Here is a 15,940-nt window from a genome sequence, read left to right on the forward strand (position 1 = left end):
GCGACCGGTGCCGGGGCGGCGACCCGCGCCTCCTCGGCTCGGGTGACCTCGCCCTAGAAGGTCGGTGGGTCCAGGGCCACGAGCAGGATGCCCGTCCAGTGGCAGAGGTACGCCAGCACCGTCATGGTGTGGAACAGCTCGTGGAATCCGAAGTGCCCCGGTACGGGGTTCGGCCTCTTGATTCCGTAGAACACGGCGCCCGCGATGTAGAGGGCGCCGCCGACCAACACGAGCACCATCATCGCGACGTTCGCGTCGAGCAGGTCGACGATGAAGCCCAACGCGCCGACACCCAGCAAGACGTAGAGCGGCACGTACAACCAGCGTGGCGCGTTCAGGAAGAACACCCTGAAGAGGATGCCCAGCACGGCGCCCGTCCAGACGAGCACGAGCAGCGTGACGCCCTTGGACGGCGGCAGGGCGATGACCGCGATCGGCGTGTAGGTGCCGGCGATCAGCAGGAAGATGTTGGCGTGGTCGAGGCGCTTCAGGAAGCGTTTCGCGTTCGGGCTCCACGGGAAGCGGTGGTAGGTCGCCGAGATGCCGAAGAGCAGGAGCGACGTGGTCATGAACACGGCACAGGCCCAGGTCGCCGCCACGCCCTGCGCGAGGACCAGGAGCACCACTCCGGTCGCGATCGCGACCGGGAAGGTGGCCGCATGGATCCAGCCGCGCCAACTCGGTTTGCGCTCGATGCCGGGGTAGGCGAGGGCGTCGTCGAGCAACGGCAGGTTCGGGATGTCGGCCCCGTCGGATCGATCGGCCCGGTCGACCTCGTCGGCCTGGAGGCCCGCGCGATCTCCGTCGGTGTGGCTGCTCATGGGGCCGAGCCTAGGGGAGCGTCCGAGAAGGCGGGCTGAGAATCGTTTGCTCTGTGGAGGGCCCGCCGTGGGCTACCGTAGCCCTGTGAAAAAGCGCCGTCCTTCTCCCCTCGCCAGGGGAGTCCTGTACGGCCTCTACCAGAACCGCATCCGCCGCAGCCTCGACGGTCAAGAGTTGCCGCACCACGTCGCCATGATCGTCGACGGCAACCGGCGCTGGGCCAAGCAGCGCATGCTCGAGACCGCCGCCCACGGGCACCGCGCGGGTGCGGCGAAGATCAGCGAGTTCCTCACCTGGTGCGACGACCTCGGCATCAAGGTGGTCACGCTGTACCTGCTCTCCGCCGACAACCTCGGCAACCGCCAGTCCGACGAGTTGACCGAGCTCTTCGGCATCATCGGCGACGTCGCCGACGAGCTCTCGCGTCAGCGGGACTGGCGCGTGCAGCACGTCGGCGCGACGGACGACCTGCCGCCGGCGCTCTGCTCGGCCCTCCGCGAGGCCCAGGCCCGGACCGCCGACAAGACGGGGCTCCACGTGAACCTCGCCGTCGGCTACGGCGGGCGCCGCGAGATCGCCGACGCCATGCGCAGCATCGTGCGGGCGCACGACGCGGCGGGCGGCACGCTCGACGCCCTGGCCGAGGTGCTCACCCCCGAGCTCATCGCCGACCACCTCTACACCGGCGGCCAACCCGACCCCGACCTCGTCATCCGCACGTCGGGCGAACAACGGTTGAGCGACTTCATGCTGTGGCAGAGCGCCCACAGCGAGTTCTACTTCGTCGAGGCCTTCTACCCCGACCTGCGCGAGGTCGACTTCCTGCGTGCCGTGCGCGACTTCGCCCTCCGGCACCGCCGCTACGGCAGCTGATCGGGGCGCGGCTGCCGGCTCGGTGACCGAGCTGGTGTCGGCAACTCCGGAGTTCGGCTGCACCGCGCCTCCTGACGGGGTTCGGGTGTGTCGTTCTCCTGAGTTGCCGACGGCCTGATCGACGGGCGCGGGCGGGGGCGCGAGCGTGGGCGCAAGCGCTGGCGCCGGTGCGGGGTGGGCGGGAGCGGGCTGGTGTCGGCAACTCCGGAGACGGGCTGCACCGCGCCTCCTGAGGGGCGTCGGGTGTGCCGTTCTCCTGAGTTGCCAACGGCTCGCCGACGGCCGCGCACGCGCCTGCGCCGACGACGGGACGAGGAGGCGCGGGTCGGCGAACCACGGACAGCACTACGGTGGACCAGTCACCGCCGCCTAGGAGAACACCGTGAAGACCATCGACGACCTCGCCTCGGGTTTCACCGACGAACCCGGATACTTCGACTTCGCGAAGTGGGGACCCATCTCGAGTGCCGTCGCCGACGAGCAGCGCTCGCTGGTCGAGGTGCAGGCCCGGGCCCGCTTCGGGTCTGAGATCGCCCTGACCGAGCAGGCGGGGCGCGTCGGACGGGCGATCTCGTCGATCGTCGGCTTCGCAACCGACCACGTCGTCTTCCAGCCGAACACGAGCGCGGGACTCACCCACACGCTGTTCGGTCTGACCGGACAGGTGCTGATGTCGCCGCGGGACTACCCGAGCATGCCCATCGCGGCGACGCGATCGGCCGAGGCGCTGCGCGTGCTCGAGCCGGTCTGGATGGACCTCGACCACGACGTCGTGACGCCGGCCGTGGTGCAGCGCCACCTCACCGACTCGGTCACCGCCGTCGCCGTCAGCCTGGTGGACTACCGCACGGGGTACCTGGTGGACCTCGAGGGCATCCGCCAGGTGATCGGCGACCGGTTGCTGATCGTCGACGCGATCCAGGGGTTCGGCGTGGTCGACGCGCCCTACGCCGTGGCCGACGTCGTCGCGTCGGGCGGCCAGAAGTGGGTCCGGGCCGGGTGGGGAACGGGGTTCCTGGCCTTGAGCGATCGGGCCCTTTCGGCCTTGACCCCGGTGTTCAGCGGTGTCGCCGGCAGCGACCTGGCCCTCGGCGGTTCGTACCACGAACGGCAGCCGACCCGTCCGGGTGCCGCGGCCTTCCAGCTGACGAACCCCGACCCCATCGCCCAGGCGCGGTTCGCCACGGCGCTCGAGGACCTCGCCGACGTGGGCGTCGCCGCCGTCTCGCGAGCCGTGGCCGAGCGGGCCACCCGGGTGATCGACCTCGCCGACGAGTTCGCCGTGCCCGTGGTCTCACCCCGCGACGAGGCGGAGCGCGCCGGCATCGTCGTGCTCGAGCCGGCCCTCGACCAGATGACGACGCTGACGGCCGCATTGATCAATCACGGGGTCACGGCGACCGTCCGCGACACGACCGTCCGGCTGAGCGTGCACGTGTCCACGGGCGACGAGTCGTTCGAGATGCTGCGGGGCGCGTTCACCTCGTTCGGCACGACCGTCTTCTACTAGGCGGGTCCGCCCTGCGGGGTGGGGCTCGGCACCCAGCACCCTCGACCGCCACATGAGGGTCGTTCACCTGATCGTCACACGACACGGTGGCGTCGATGATGCGGATGTCGGAGGCGCGTCGTAGGTTCGTCACATCGGGCAAGGAGCCCGATCGAGACGGCCACGAACGTTCGCCTCGCAACTGCTCCGCGGCCGTCTCTGCCGAAGGTACCCGGGTGCCCAGCCGCCCGAGGACGGAGTGGTCGTGACCGCGTCGAACATCACCTCAACCGAACGCAACACCGCATCAGCCACGGGGGGTGACCAGGCGGTCGCCCAGCGCACCTACGTGCTCGACACCTCGGTGCTGCTGTCCGATCCGCAGGCTCTCTTCCGCTTCGCCGAACACGACGTGGTGCTGCCCGTCGTCGTCGTCAGCGAACTCGAGGGCAAACGTCACGACCCCGAACTGGGCTACTTCGCGCGTCAGGCCCTGCGCCTCCTCGACGACCTCCGCGTGAAGCACGACCGTCTCGACTTCCCGGTGGCCGTGGGCGACGGGGGTTCGCTGCGAGTCGAGCTGAACCACTCGAACATGTCGGTCCTGCCCTCGGGCCTGCAGTTGAACGACGCCGACTCGCGCATCCTCGCCGTCGCGTCGAACCTCGCCGCCGACGGGCTGGCCGTCACGGTGGTGTCGAAAGACCTGCCCCTCCGGGTGAAGGCCGCATCCATCGGGCTCGCCGCCGAAGAGTACCGGGCCGAGCAGGTCGTCGACAGCGGGTACACCGGGCAGGCCTCGATCGACGTCTCGAGCGAGCAGATGGCCTCGTTCTACGAGTCCGAGAAGATCTCCGCTCGATCGCTCGCGGACGTCCCCGTGAACACCGGGGTGGTCCTGCACTCGGATCGTGGTTCGGCGCTGGCGCGGGTGTTCGCCCGCGGCGAGGCACGTCTCGTCCGCGGCGATCGCGACGTCTTCGGGCTGCACGGCCGCTCGGCCGAGCAGCGTCTCGCGATCGACCTGCTGCTCGACCCCGAGGTGGGCATCGTGTCGCTGGGCGGCAGTGCCGGCACGGGCAAATCGGCCCTCGCGCTCTGCGCCGGCCTCGAGGCCGTGCTCGAGAAGCAACAGCACAAGAAGATCATGGTCTTCCGCCCGCTCTACGCGGTGGGCGGCCAAGACCTGGGGTTCCTCCCGGGCGATGCCGGCGAGAAGATGAACCCCTGGGCGCAGGCCGTCTTCGACACGCTCGGGGCCATCGTGTCCCAGAACGTCCTCGACGAGGTGGTCGAGCGGGGCATCCTCGAGGTGCTGCCCCTGACGCACATCCGGGGACGATCGCTGCACGACGCGTTCGTGATCGTCGACGAGGCCCAGTCCCTCGAGCGCAACGTGCTGCTGACCGTGCTCAGTCGCATCGGCCAGAACTCGCGGGTGGTGCTGACCCACGACGTGGCGCAGCGCGACAACCTGCGCGTCGGCCGGCACGACGGGGTCGCCTCGGTCATCGAGACGCTCAAGGGCCACCCGCTGTTCGGCCACGTGACGCTGACCCGCTCCGAGCGGTCCGCGATCGCAGCCCTCGTCACCGAGATGCTCGAGTCGAACGACCTGATCTAGCAGGGACCGCAGGAGGCGCTGGTCACCCGACCCGCGCCTCCTGCCGGCTCGGGCGGTACGGGGTGCGCTCGGGGTGAGCGGGGCAGGGGTGGCGAGCCGCGCGCGGCGTCGGCAACTCCCGAGATCGGCGCGCTGACGGTTGCCAGCGCCGCACCTGGACCTCGTTCTCCGGAGTCACCCGCGGTGCTCGGGGTCTCGTCGTGCTCTGCCGTCCGCGACGGGCCCTTGCGGGGCGTTCCGAACGCCGCGGGGCTGCGGCCTGCCGAGTCGGCAACTCAGCACGTCGGCAGGGTTCGAGGGCGGATGGAGGTTCGCGGGCCTCATTCTCCGGACTTGCCCACACGGGTGGGCCGGGCAGGGCGGGCCGGGGCCGGCCCGGCCGCCGACAGGAGCAGCTTCGGACGGAGGCAAGGGCCTCCGGCGTGGTGGATGCCGGGGAGCCCGTGTGCCGGTGAACCCCTGAGCCGCGTGCGGAACGCCCCGGCCCCAGCTCGTGCGACGTCCTTCTTCTCCACCGGTGGGCTCTCACGCACCGCCGAGGAGGCGCGGGCCGCGTCACCCTGTCGGCATGCAGCAGATCGCGACCCACGTCAGGAATGCCGGCGGCGTGCTCCACAAGCGGGATCTCGTCGCCCTCGGAGCCACCGACCGGATGCTCACCGCAGCCGTCCGCTTCGGGCACGTGGATCGGGCCCGCCGAGGCTGGTACACGACGTTCCCGCCGGGTGACGTGAGGCACGAGGCCGTGCGCATCGGGGGCAGGTTGACCGGGGCGTCGCTTCTGGCCCTGCTCGGGGCGTGGATGTGGACGGCTGGTCCCACCGTCAGCGTCGTGGTGCCCCCGGGGGCGTCACGACTTCGGCCACGGCGTGGCGCGACGGTCCGGTGGCGGTCCGACGGGCGAGTGCCCCCTCGTCCGTCACCAGGGACAACGCCCCGTCACCCCGACGACGACGACCACGCGGTGGACGACGCACACCGGGCGGCCTGGGCGGTGCCCCTTCGAACCGCGCTGGTGGACGCCGTCGTGGCCGCACCTCTCGACGAGGCGGTCGCCCTGCTGGACTGGGCGCTGTCCAGCGGTCACTTCTCGGTCGTCGGACTGCACGAGGCCTTCGCGGAGGCTCCGGCCGACGTGAGGGGCATCGTCGACTGGGCCGATGCCCGGAGCGAGAGCTTGCTCGAGAGCGTCATGCGGGTGACCTTCGCCCGTCTGGGGCACCGGGTCGAATCCCAGACCCGAGTCGGCTCGGGGGACCGTCGCCGCATCGACGTCGTCGTCGACGGCGTCGTCGCTCTCGAACTCGACGGCCGCAGCTGGCACGGCGACACGTTCGACGCGGATCGTCTGAAGGACCTGGCCATCACGATCCAGGGTCGGACCGCCCTTCGAGCCAGTTACGAGATGGTGCGCGACCATCGACCGCTCGTCATCGAGGCCGTCCACGCGGTGCTCGAAGACGCCCGACGGCCTCGACGCCGTCTCGTCGTGCCCCGCGGACGTGCCCGCCGCCCTGGTGTCCGGCGCACACGGGGGCGACGACCGTGGCATCTGGTTCGACCGGCTCGGGAGCGCGTCTCGCCTTGGGGTCCACCTGGGCCGGTGACGGCTTCGACTTCGGGAGCGACATGACCTCGTCCGACGGTCCGGAGGACGGGACGATGTCGTCGGACGAACCCCGCTCGTCGGATGGACCCCGCTCGTCGGACGGGGGAGCGCCTCGACTCAGTGGCGGGCCGCTGCCGGAGCGCACACAGGCTCGCGAAGCAGTCGCCGTGGCTGCGCTGTCGGCGGTCGCGGTTGCTGCCGCGGCTGCCACGTCTCATGCCGTTCCGCTCTCGGGCGCGGGCGCCGACGCGGGGACGGTGACGCTCGTCGGCTTTCTCGGAGTCGCGGCCGTGACACCGGCCCTGGTCCGGATCGACCTCGCCGAACGTCGACTGCCCAACGTCCTCGTCGGAGTGGCCGCGGGTGCGTGGGGGATGTCGACGGCTCTACGCGTCGCCGGGGGTGACTCCGCCGAGGCGGCGACGAGCCTGGCCCTCGCCCTGGCCGCGGCCGGGTTCGGTCTGCTGGCCGCCCTTGCGGGTGGCCTGGGCATGGGGGACGTCAAGCTCGGGGCCGTCCTGACCGGGCTCCTGTCCACGGGTGACCCGACGGCTCTGCTGGGTTTCTGGGGCCTCGCCGGAACTCTGGCCATCGGCGTGGCCGGCATTCGGACGTTCCGCACGAGGCGGCGACGGTCACGCTCGCATCCGGCGGCGGACTCGGCACGCGCCGGTCGGGGTGTCCCCTTCGGGCCATGCCTGCTCGCGGCGTTCTGGTGTGTGGTGGTCGTCCGTTCGGGCAGCGTCGGCATCGATGCCGTCGTGACGCTTCTGTGAGGACCGTGCCGCGGTCCAGCCACGGCCACACGACGAGGACGAGGACGAGCACGAGAAGTGGCCGTGACGCCGAGGAGGTGCGTGTCCGTCTCCCACGGGCGCGCACCTCCTCGACGTGCTGCGGGCGCGACGACCGGTCGGGACGCCCGGGTCGGCGACGCCCCGGTCGGGACGCCCCGGTCGGGGACGCCCCGGTCGGCGACGCCCGACGGGCTGCCGCCGGGGGCGGCGACCCGGGCTCGGTGCCGCACGTTGGACGCAGCCCGGCAGGGTGGGGCAGGGCGCCCCGCCGGCCGGGGCCCAGCCCGGCAGGGTGGGGCAGGGCGCCCCGTCGCGCTGGGCTCAGCCCGGGTGGGTCATGCTGAGCACGTCGAGGGCGGTGTCGAGCTGCTGCTCGGTGACCTCGCCCCGCTCGACGAACCCGAGATCGACGACGGCCTCGCGAACGGTGAGCTTCTGGGCCACCGCGTGCTTGGCCACCTTCGCCGCGGCCTCGTAGCCGATGACCCGGTTGAGCGGCGTCACGATCGAGGGAGACGACTCGGCGAGGGCACGGGCGTGCTCCACGTTGGCCTCGAGCCCGTCGACGGTCTTGTCGGCCAGGGCACGGGTGGCGTTCGAGAGCAGGCGGATCGACTCGAGCAGCGCCGTGCCCATCACGGGGATCGCCACGTTGAGCTCGAAGGCTCCGGACGCGCCGGCCCAGGCGATCGTCGCGTCGTTGCCGATCACGCGTGCCGAGACCATGAGCACGGCCTCGGGGATGACCGGGTTGACCTTGCCGGGCATGATCGACGAACCGGGCTGCAGATCGGGGATGTGCAGCTCGCCGAGGCCCGCGTTGGGACCCGAGCCCATCCACCGGATGTCGTTGTTGATCTTCGTGAGGCTCACGGCGAGCACTCGCAAGGCACCGGAGGCCTCGACGAGCGCGTCGCGCGCCCCCTGCGCCTCGAAGTGGTCGAGCGCCTCGGTGACGGGCAGGCCGCTGTCGTCCGCGAGGACGGCGATGACCCGTTGCGGGAAGCCCTGGGGCGTGTTGATGCCGGTGCCGGTGGCCGTTCCGCCCAGGGGCACCTCGGCCACGCGGGGCAAGGCGCTCTGCACCCGTTCGATCGCGAGACGGATCTGCCGTGCGTAGCCGCCGAACTCTTGACCGAGCGTGACCGGAGTGGCGTCCATGAGGTGGGTGCGCCCGGCCTTCACCACGTCGGCCCAGGCCGAGGCCTTCTTCTCGAGGGCGATCGCCAGGTGGTCGAGGGCGGGGATCAGGTCGTGCAGCAGCGCACCCGTGACGGCGACGTGCACGGAGGTCGGGAAGACGTCGTTCGACGACTGCGATGCGTTGACGTGGTCGTTGGGGTGGACGGCGACGCCGTCGACCGTTCCGGCGAGGGTCGCGAGCACCTCGTTCATGTTCATGTTCGAGGACGTGCCGCTGCCGGTCTGGTAGACGTCGACCGGGAACTGGTCGTGATGGCTGCCACCGATGATCTGGTCGGCGGCCGAGACGATCGCGGCGGCGACGGGTCGGTCGATGATGCCCATCTCGCCGTTCACCAGGGCGGCTGCCCGCTTGATGCGAGCGAGCGCCACGATCTGCGCCGGCTCGAGTCCGGCCCCGCTGATGGGGAAGTTCTCGACGGCACGCTGCGTCTGGGCACGGTAGAGGGCCGATGCGGGCACCCGCACCTCGCCCATCGTGTCGTGCTCGATGCGGTACTCGGTCTCGGATGTGGTCACGACGTCGTGGTCCTTTCCTCGGGCCCTGCCGGGCTGCTGCGCCCGTCGAGGGCGCGGGGCGTCGGAGCGTTCGCCCCGACTCGGTTCAGAGTCGGCCGACGACGACCGAAGGGTCGACCCGCCCGTTGGCGAGGTCGTAGTTCGCGCCGACCACGGCCAACTTACCGTCCGCGACGGCGGACGCGATGAGGGCGGACCGGTCGACGAGCGTGCGGACGGACGCCTCGATGTGCAGCTGGCCGACCGTGCGGGGGTCGAGGTCGGCACCGTTCTCGAGGTCGATCTGCGCCCGCTCGACCGACGGCATGATCATGTCGATCAGCCCACCCAGGAACTCCGACCCGGGGGCGGCGTCGGAACCGATCGAGTCGATGGCCGAGGCGACGGCACCGCAGCTGTCGTGGCCGAGGACCACGATGAGGGGGACGTGGAGCACCGAGACGGCGAATTCGAGCGAGGCGATGACGGTGTCGCCGACCACCTGGCCGGCGTTGCGGACGACGAAGAGGTCACCGAGGCCGACGTCGAAGATGATCTCGGCGGCGAGTCGCGAGTCGGCACAGCCGAAGAGGGCGGCCACCGGTTCTTGTCCGGCGGCGAGGGACGAGCGGCGGTCGCTGTCCTGGTGAGGGTGGTGCGGTGCCCCGTCGACGAAGCGGTGGTTGCCCTCCACCATGCGGCTCCACGCGGTACCGGGAGCCGAATCCTCGATGGGGTGGGTCGTCGGAACGTCCGCCGAGGCGGAACCGGAGGGGGAGCTGGAGGCTGAAGGGGTGTCGGCGGGGTCGTGTCGGGTCACGTCATTCGCTTTCTTGGCTGGAGATCTGTTCGGCCAGGGAGGTGGCCAGGACGTCGAACTCGGCGTCGTCGGCCGTGCCGTACAGCACGTACGAGCTGCGGTCGACCGTCGTGGTCAGGGCGTAGGCGTAGTTGCCCGGGTCGTCGGCGTCACGCCGGTCGTAGACGTCCCAGGTGAGACCGCCGATCGACCGGGTCGACGTCGCCGCCGCGTTCTGCACCTGCAGGCTGACCCAGGTCGGGTTGGCGTCGATGCCCTGTTCGAGGCCGATGAACTGCTGGGCGGGCGTGATCAGCCCCACGTACCAGGTCGGCACGTCGTCGCGGGTCGTGGACCGGACCTCGGCGGCGTTCGAGCTCCAGCCGTCGGGCAGCGGAGGCGCGGCCAGGGGGGCGTCGACGCTCGCCTGGGCCTGTGAGGCGACCTGGACGTAGTCGATCTCTTGCCGGTTCACGGTGCCGCTCGGGCGGACCACGACGAGCACCAGGAAGAGCACGATGCCGAGCGAGGCGACGATCGACAGGGTCAGGTTGATCGCCGTCTGGTTCGCGTAGTGCTTGCGCGTGTTCTCGGCCTTGCGCGCCGCGGTCTCGTCGGGGGTCTCGGGCCGGCCGAGCTCGGCGACGACGCGGGGCTCCCGAGGGCGTCGCGGGCCCCGGGGGCCGCCGTCGGAGGGGGAGGTCATTCGGCGGACACCTGGCGGCGGGCCGCCTCGAGGCGCTCACGCGCCCCCATCAGCCATTCTTCGCAGCGCCGGGCGAGTGCCTCGCCGCGTTCCCAGAGGGCCAGCGAGCGTTCGAGGGTCGATGCGCCCTGCTCGAGTTCGTTCACGACGGACACGAGCTCGTCGCGGGCCTGCTCGTAGCTGAGCGAGGAGACGTCGGGCGGGGTGCTGGTCGGGGTGGTGTCCACGGGACGATCCTAACGAGGGGTGGTGACGGAGGTCGTGACGGACGCCACGGGCGAGGACTCGCTCGCCGCAGCGGAGCCTGGGGAGGAGGCGCCGGTGCTGACGGCGCCCACCGCGCCTCCGTCGGTGGTCACGACGAGCCGCGTCTCGGCGGGGGCCTCGTCGGGGGACCGCAGGACGCTGCCCGACGGCAGCTGGACGATCGCGTAGCCGCGACGCAGCGTGCCCTGCGGCGACAGCGCGCGCAGCTGTGCCGTCAGCTCGGAGACCCGGGTGTGCGCCCTCTCGACGGCCCGCCCGACGAGTTCTTCACCCCGGGCCACCGCCCGGACGACCTCGTCGGCCCGGACGTCGACGAGGGTCTGGGGTGAGGCGAGCACGGGCCGGCTGCGGATCTGTTCGAGGCGGTCGATCTCGGTGGCGACCAGCGACGTCAGCCGCACGCCGATGCGGGTGCGCGCCTGTTGGACGCGTGACAGTTCTTCTGTCACGTCGGGGACCACCCGCTTGGCGGCGTCGGTGGGCGTGGACGCGCGCAGGTCGGCGACGTCGTCGAGCAGCGGCCGGTCGGCCTCGTGTCCGATGGCGCTGACGACCGGCGTGGTGCAGGCCGAGACGGCGCGGACGAGTCCTTCGTCGCTGAAGCCGAGCAGGTTCTGGAAGTCGCCGCCGCCTCGGGCGACGATGATGACGTCGACCTCGTCGTCGGCGTCGAGACGCTGGATCGCCGCCGTGACCTCGCCGACCATGCGGTCGCCCTGCACCGCCGCGTGCACCACCCGGAACGAGACCGAGGGCCATCGCAGCTGGGCGTTGCGCAAGACGTCCTTCTCGGCGTCGCTGTCCTTGCCGGTGACGAGGCCGATGCACCCGGGGAGGAACGGCAGGGCCCGTTTGCGTTCGGGGGAGAAGAGCCCCTCGGCCGTGAGCTGGCGGCGGAGGCGTTCGAGACGTTCGAGGAGGTCGCCGATCCCCACGTGGCGCATGTCGAAGACCTGCATCGTGAGGCTGCCGCCCTTGACCCAGTAGTTCGGCTTGACGGCGGCGATGACGCGGTCGCCCTGCTTGAGGTCGGCGGGCACGCGCGACTTCACGCTGGACCAGATGGAGAACGACACGGTGGCGTCCTGTTCGAGGTCGCGGAGCTTGCCGTAGACGTTGCCCCCGGAGACGTTCCACTGGGTGATCTCGCCCTCGACCCAGGCCGTGCCGAGGCGGTCGATCCAGTCGCGCACCTTGCTCGCGAGGAGCCCGACGGGCCACGGGGACTCGGCGGTGGGGGGAGGGGGAACGATCGTCATGGAGCTCCGTTCGAGGGGTGGTCGACACCGGCAGGACGAGCGACGGCCAGGGGCGATCGATCGATCGCGCTGCCGCTCCCAGTACGCGACCAGTCCGGCACACCTAGACTCGTCGGGTGAGCCACATCTCCAACGGCGCCCTCGCCATCGACCTGCCGACACCGCGTGTTCCTGCGGTGCGGAACAGGCTAAAGGATACCCCCGTCAACGGACGCAAGCGGGTGCTGCTCGCAGCACCTCGCGGGTACTGCGCCGGCGTCGACCGAGCCGTCATCGCGGTCGAGAAGGCGCTCGAGCACTACGGCGCCCCCGTCTACGTCCGCAAGCAGATCGTCCACAACGTGCACGTCGTCGCGACCCTCGAGAGCCAGGGTGCGATCTTCGTCGACGAGGTCGACGAGGTTCCCCAGGGGTCGCACATCGTCTTCAGCGCGCACGGCGTCTCGCCGGCCGTCGTGAAGGGTGCGGCCGACCGCGAGTTGCAGGCCATCGACGCGACCTGCCCCCTCGTCACCAAGGTCCACCGCGAGGCCGTGCGCTTCGGCAACCAGGGCCGGCACATCATCCTGATCGGCCACGCCGGGCACGAAGAGGTCGAGGGCACGATGGGTCACGCGGCCGACCGCACGACCCTCGTGCAGAACCCGGCCGAGGTCGACGACCTCGTCGTCGCCGATCCCGACAACCTCGTCTGGCTGTCCCAGACCACCCTCAGCGTCGACGAGACGATGGAGACCGTGCGTCGTCTGCGCGAGCGCTTCCCGACCATCCAGAACCCCCCGAGCGACGACATCTGCTACGCCACGCAGAACCGCCAGGTCGCGATCAAGAAGGTCGCCCAGGGTGCCGATCTCGTCATCGTCGTCGGCTCGGCGAACAGCTCGAACAGCGTGCGTCTCGTCGAGGTCGCCCTCGAGCACGGGGCCAAGGCCGCTTACCGCGTGGACTACACGAACGAGATCAAGCAGGAGTGGCTCGACGGTGTCGAGACGGTCGGCGTCACCTCCGGCGCGTCGGTGCCCGAGGTCCTCGTGGACGAGGTGCTGGCCGACCTGTCCGACGCCGGCTACGTCGACGTCCAAGAGGTCGTCACGGCCGAAGAAGACCTGATGTTCTCGCTGCCCAAAGAGCTGCGCAAAGACGCGACGGGCCAGGTCGACGCCCGCGGCCTCGGCGGTCGCACCCGATGACCGACGACCGTCCGAAGCCGCGCTACGGCGAGTACGCGCCCGAGGGCTGGGTGAATCCCGTCACGGCCGAGGCCGACACCACCGAGGAGGCGCGGGTCGCCGGTCAGGACGCGCGGCCCGCCATCTCGACCGACGTGCGCCCTGGTGACGAGACCCGCACCGCGCCTCCTGCGCTCTCGACCGGGCGGCGCATCGACCGGGTGGCAACGTTCGCCCTGATCGGGCTGGGCGCCTTCGGGGCCATCCAGGCGATCGCCCGCGTGCCCGGCTACGCGACGACGCAGCTCGCCCAGTTCGAGACGTTCGGGCTCGACCTCTCGGGGTTCGGCTCGTCGGCCGCGCTGCAGACCTTCGGTGTCGTCATGGCCGTGCTGGCCGTGGCGTTGTTCACCGTCTCGACCTGGTGGACCCTCCGGCGGCTGCGCGCGGGGCGTCTCGGATTCGTCGTGCCCCTCGTCGCCGGTGTCGTCTTCGGTCTCGTGCAGGGGTTCGGAGCGGCGGCCATCCTGATGGGCGACCCGGCCTTCGCCGAGGCGATGCAGAGCTTCACGAACGACTACTTCTCGGGATCGAACTGACCCTCGCCGCACGCCTCGACGACGAAGCCCCCGAGCACTCGCTCGGGGGCTTCGTCGTGCGACCAGGAGGCGCGGGTCAGCTCGCCGACTGACCGTACGACCCGAGCTGCTTCGTCGCCTCGACGACGCGGGCGGCCATGGCGCTCTCGGCGACCTTGCCCCAGGCGCGGGGGTCGTACTGCTTCTTGTTGCCGACCTCGCCGTCGACCTTGAGGAAGCCGTCGTAGTTCTTCAGCACGGTGTCGGCGATGGATCGGCTGAAGGCGTACTGCGTGTCGGTGTCGAGGTTCATCTTGACGACTCCGTTCGAGACGGCCTCGGCGATCTCGGCGTCGGACGACCCCGAGCCACCGTGGAAGACGAGTTCGAGGGGCTTCGCGGCCGTGCCGAACTTCTCTTGGATGCCCTGCTGGATCTCGCCCAGCAGTTCGGGACGGAGCTTGACGTTGCCCGGCTTGTACACGCCGTGCACGTTGCCGAAGGTGAGGGCGGCGATGTAGCGGCCGTGCTCGCCGAGGCCGAGCGCCTCGACCACGCGGGTGACGTCACCCACCGTGGTGTAGAGCGCGTCGTTGGTGCCCTCGTGCTGCACACCGTCTTCTTCGCCGCCGACGACGCCGATCTCGACCTCGAGGATGGCGTTGATCGCCTTGGTGCGCTTCAGCACGTCCTGCGCGATCGAGATGTTCTCGTCGAGCGGGACGGCCGAACCGTCCCACATGTGCGACTGGAACAGCGGGTTGCGTCCGGCCCGGACCTCTTCTTCGGAGGCGGCGATCAGCGGCAGCACGAAGCCGTCGAGGGCGTCCTTCGGGCAGTGGTCGGTGTGCAGTGCGACGGTCACCGGGTAGTTCTTCGCGACCTCGGTCGCGAACTTGGCGAAGGCGATGGCCCCCGCGGCACGGTTCTTGACGGTGTGGCCGGCGAAGTAGTCGGCGCCGCCGGTGGTGACCTGGATGATGCCGTCGCTGCCCGCCTCGGTGAGACCCTGCAACACCGAGTTGATCGTCTGCGACGACGAGACGTTGACGGCGGGGTAGGCGAAGCCCTTGTTCTTCGCCTTGTCGAGCATCTCGGCGTACTGCTCGGGGGTTGCGACGGGCATTGAATCTCCTTCGATCACGACTGGTGGCTCGTCCACCCTAGTCAGCGCACGTCTGTTCGTCCTGGTCGCCGGAGCCCGGTCGGGAGGCGCGGCGCGGGTAAGATCCGGAGCATGGCTGACACGGATTCCGGAACCCTCTACTCGCACCCCGACCGCAACCTCGGCATGGAACTGGTGCGGGCCACCGAGGCGGCCGCGATCCGCTCGGCGCCGTTCATCGGCAAGGGCGACAAGAACGCCGCCGACAAGGCCGCGGTCGACGCCATGCGCAAGTTCCTCGGCACGGTGGCGTTCGACGGCGTGGTCGTGATCGGCGAGGGCGAGAAGGACGAAGCCCCGATGCTCTTCAACGGCGAGCACGTCGGCAACGGCTTCGGCCCGGCCTGCGACATCGCCGTCGACCCGATCGACGGCACCAGCCTCACCGCGGCGGGACGCATGAACGCCCTCTCGGTGATCGCCGTCAGCGACCGCGGCAGCATGTACGACCCCAGCGCCGTCTTCTACATGGACAAGATCGTCACCGGCCCCGAGGGCCGCGGCATCATCGACCTCGACCGTCCGATCGGCGAGAACATCACCGCCCTGGCGGCGGCCAAGGGCATCGCCGTCGAGGACATGCAGATCGCCGTGCTCGACCGTCCCCGTCACGCGGACCTCATCGCCGAGATCCGGGCCGTGGGCGCGTCGACCCGCCTGCTGCTCGACGGCGACGTGGCCGGCGGCATCAACGCCGCTCGTCCCGACTCGCGCATCGACATGTGCGTCGGCGTCGGTGGCACGCCCGAGGGCATCATCACGGCCTGTGCGGTGAAGGCCCTCGACGGCCTGATCCTGGCCCGTCTCGCCCCGAAGGACGACGCCGAGCGCCAGAAGGCGATCGACGCGGGTCACGACCTCGACCGCGTCCTGGACCAGGACGACCTCGTCACGGGCGACAACGCGTACTTCGTCGCCACGGGTGTCACCGACGGTGCACTCGTCGCGGGCGTCACGCGCAAGCAGGGCATGATCCGGACCTCGAGCATCGTGCTGCGTTCGCACTCGGGCACCATCCGCCGGGTCGAGGCCGACCACCTCGTGTCGAAGTGGTACGGCGAGAAGGCCTGACCTCCACGCCA

General features: G+C 70.7%; 15 protein-coding genes. 7 read left to right on the top strand and 8 right to left on the bottom strand.

Annotated elements, in window-relative coordinates; translation table 11 throughout:
- Positions 1–53 precede the first annotated feature (53 nt).
- Positions 54–821 (bottom strand): hemolysin III family protein, encoded by a 768-nt coding sequence (locus ASE87_RS13430; protein ID WP_082452621.1) that lies wholly within the window; start codon positions 819–821, stop codon positions 54–56.
- Positions 822–906: 85 nt separating this feature from the next.
- On the opposite strand from ASE87_RS13430, the gene ASE87_RS13435 reads away from it, so the two are divergent.
- From ASE87_RS13435 to ASE87_RS13445, 3 genes are all read left to right on the top strand, one after another.
- Positions 907–1,695, top strand: a complete 789-nt coding sequence (locus ASE87_RS13435; RefSeq protein ID WP_043597826.1) for an isoprenyl transferase — start codon at positions 907–909, stop codon at positions 1,693–1,695.
- 382 nt (positions 1,696–2,077) lie between these two features.
- Positions 2,078–3,205, top strand: coding sequence for an aminotransferase class V-fold PLP-dependent enzyme (locus ASE87_RS13440; RefSeq protein WP_056229169.1), 1,128 nt, complete (start codon positions 2,078–2,080; stop codon positions 3,203–3,205).
- A 259-nt stretch (positions 3,206–3,464) separates the two neighbouring features.
- The gene (locus tag ASE87_RS13445) at positions 3,465–4,808 is read left to right on the top strand and encodes a PhoH family protein (RefSeq protein WP_056229699.1); all 1,344 of its coding nucleotides are present in this window, start codon (positions 3,465–3,467) and stop codon (positions 4,806–4,808) included.
- 919 nt (positions 4,809–5,727) lie between these two features.
- Here the strand turns inward: ASE87_RS13445 and ASE87_RS16180 are convergent.
- A complete protein-coding gene (locus ASE87_RS16180; RefSeq protein ID WP_157489885.1) occupies positions 5,728–6,255 on the bottom strand; it encodes a hypothetical protein in 528 nt (175 codons plus the stop codon).
- Between the two features lie 329 nt (positions 6,256–6,584).
- On the opposite strand from ASE87_RS16180, the gene ASE87_RS13455 reads away from it, so the two are divergent.
- Entirely contained in the window at positions 6,585–7,193 is a 609-nt protein-coding gene (locus ASE87_RS13455; protein ID WP_157489887.1) for a hypothetical protein, read from the top strand.
- 342 nt (positions 7,194–7,535) lie between these two features.
- On the opposite strand, the gene ASE87_RS13460 is transcribed toward ASE87_RS13455, so the two are convergent.
- The 5 genes from ASE87_RS13460 to xseA form a co-directional block, all read right to left on the bottom strand.
- Entirely contained in the window at positions 7,536–8,936 is a 1,401-nt protein-coding gene (locus tag ASE87_RS13460; RefSeq protein WP_171007274.1) for a class II fumarate hydratase, read from the bottom strand.
- An 85-nt stretch (positions 8,937–9,021) separates the two neighbouring features.
- Positions 9,022–9,612 (bottom strand): carbonic anhydrase, encoded by a 591-nt coding sequence (locus tag ASE87_RS13465; RefSeq protein ID WP_056229177.1) that lies wholly within the window; start codon positions 9,610–9,612, stop codon positions 9,022–9,024.
- Between the two features lie 124 nt (positions 9,613–9,736).
- Positions 9,737–10,420, bottom strand: a complete 684-nt coding sequence (locus tag ASE87_RS13470; protein WP_043597837.1) for a DUF4245 domain-containing protein — start codon at positions 10,418–10,420, stop codon at positions 9,737–9,739.
- The gene (locus ASE87_RS13475; RefSeq protein WP_043597840.1) at positions 10,417–10,647 is read right to left on the bottom strand and encodes an exodeoxyribonuclease VII small subunit; all 231 of its coding nucleotides are present in this window, start codon (positions 10,645–10,647) and stop codon (positions 10,417–10,419) included. Before ASE87_RS13475 ends, ASE87_RS13470 begins: the two co-directional genes overlap by 4 nt.
- 9 nt (positions 10,648–10,656) lie before the next feature.
- Complete coding sequence (gene xseA / locus ASE87_RS13480) at positions 10,657–11,946, bottom strand: exodeoxyribonuclease VII large subunit (RefSeq protein WP_056229182.1); 1,290 nt, start codon at positions 11,944–11,946, stop codon at positions 10,657–10,659.
- Positions 11,947–12,062: 116 nt separating this feature from the next.
- Between xseA and ASE87_RS13485 the strand changes: the two genes are divergently transcribed.
- Both ASE87_RS13485 and ASE87_RS13490 read left to right on the top strand, forming a co-directional pair.
- Positions 12,063–13,136 carry a 4-hydroxy-3-methylbut-2-enyl diphosphate reductase gene (locus tag ASE87_RS13485; protein WP_082060238.1) on the top strand — a complete coding sequence of 358 codons (1,074 nt, stop codon included), beginning with the start codon at positions 12,063–12,065 and terminating at the stop codon, positions 13,134–13,136.
- The gene (locus tag ASE87_RS13490; protein ID WP_056229184.1) at positions 13,133–13,714 is read left to right on the top strand and encodes a DUF6264 family protein; all 582 of its coding nucleotides are present in this window, start codon (positions 13,133–13,135) and stop codon (positions 13,712–13,714) included. Before ASE87_RS13485 ends, ASE87_RS13490 begins: the two co-directional genes overlap by 4 nt.
- A 76-nt stretch (positions 13,715–13,790) precedes the next feature.
- Here the strand turns inward: ASE87_RS13490 and fbaA are convergent, their stop codons facing one another.
- Positions 13,791–14,819: a class II fructose-bisphosphate aldolase gene (gene fbaA, locus ASE87_RS13495; RefSeq protein ID WP_043597847.1), complete on the bottom strand. Its 1,029-nt coding sequence runs from the start codon at positions 14,817–14,819 to the stop codon at positions 13,791–13,793.
- A 111-nt stretch (positions 14,820–14,930) separates the two neighbouring features.
- Between fbaA and glpX the strand changes: the two genes are divergently transcribed.
- Complete coding sequence (glpX, locus tag ASE87_RS13500) at positions 14,931–15,929, top strand: class II fructose-bisphosphatase (RefSeq protein ID WP_043597850.1); 999 nt, start codon at positions 14,931–14,933, stop codon at positions 15,927–15,929.
- Positions 15,930–15,940 lie beyond the last annotated feature (11 nt).

Source organism: Frigoribacterium sp. Leaf44 (genome assembly GCF_001421865.1).
Taxonomy (GTDB): domain Bacteria; phylum Actinomycetota; class Actinomycetes; order Actinomycetales; family Microbacteriaceae; genus Frigoribacterium.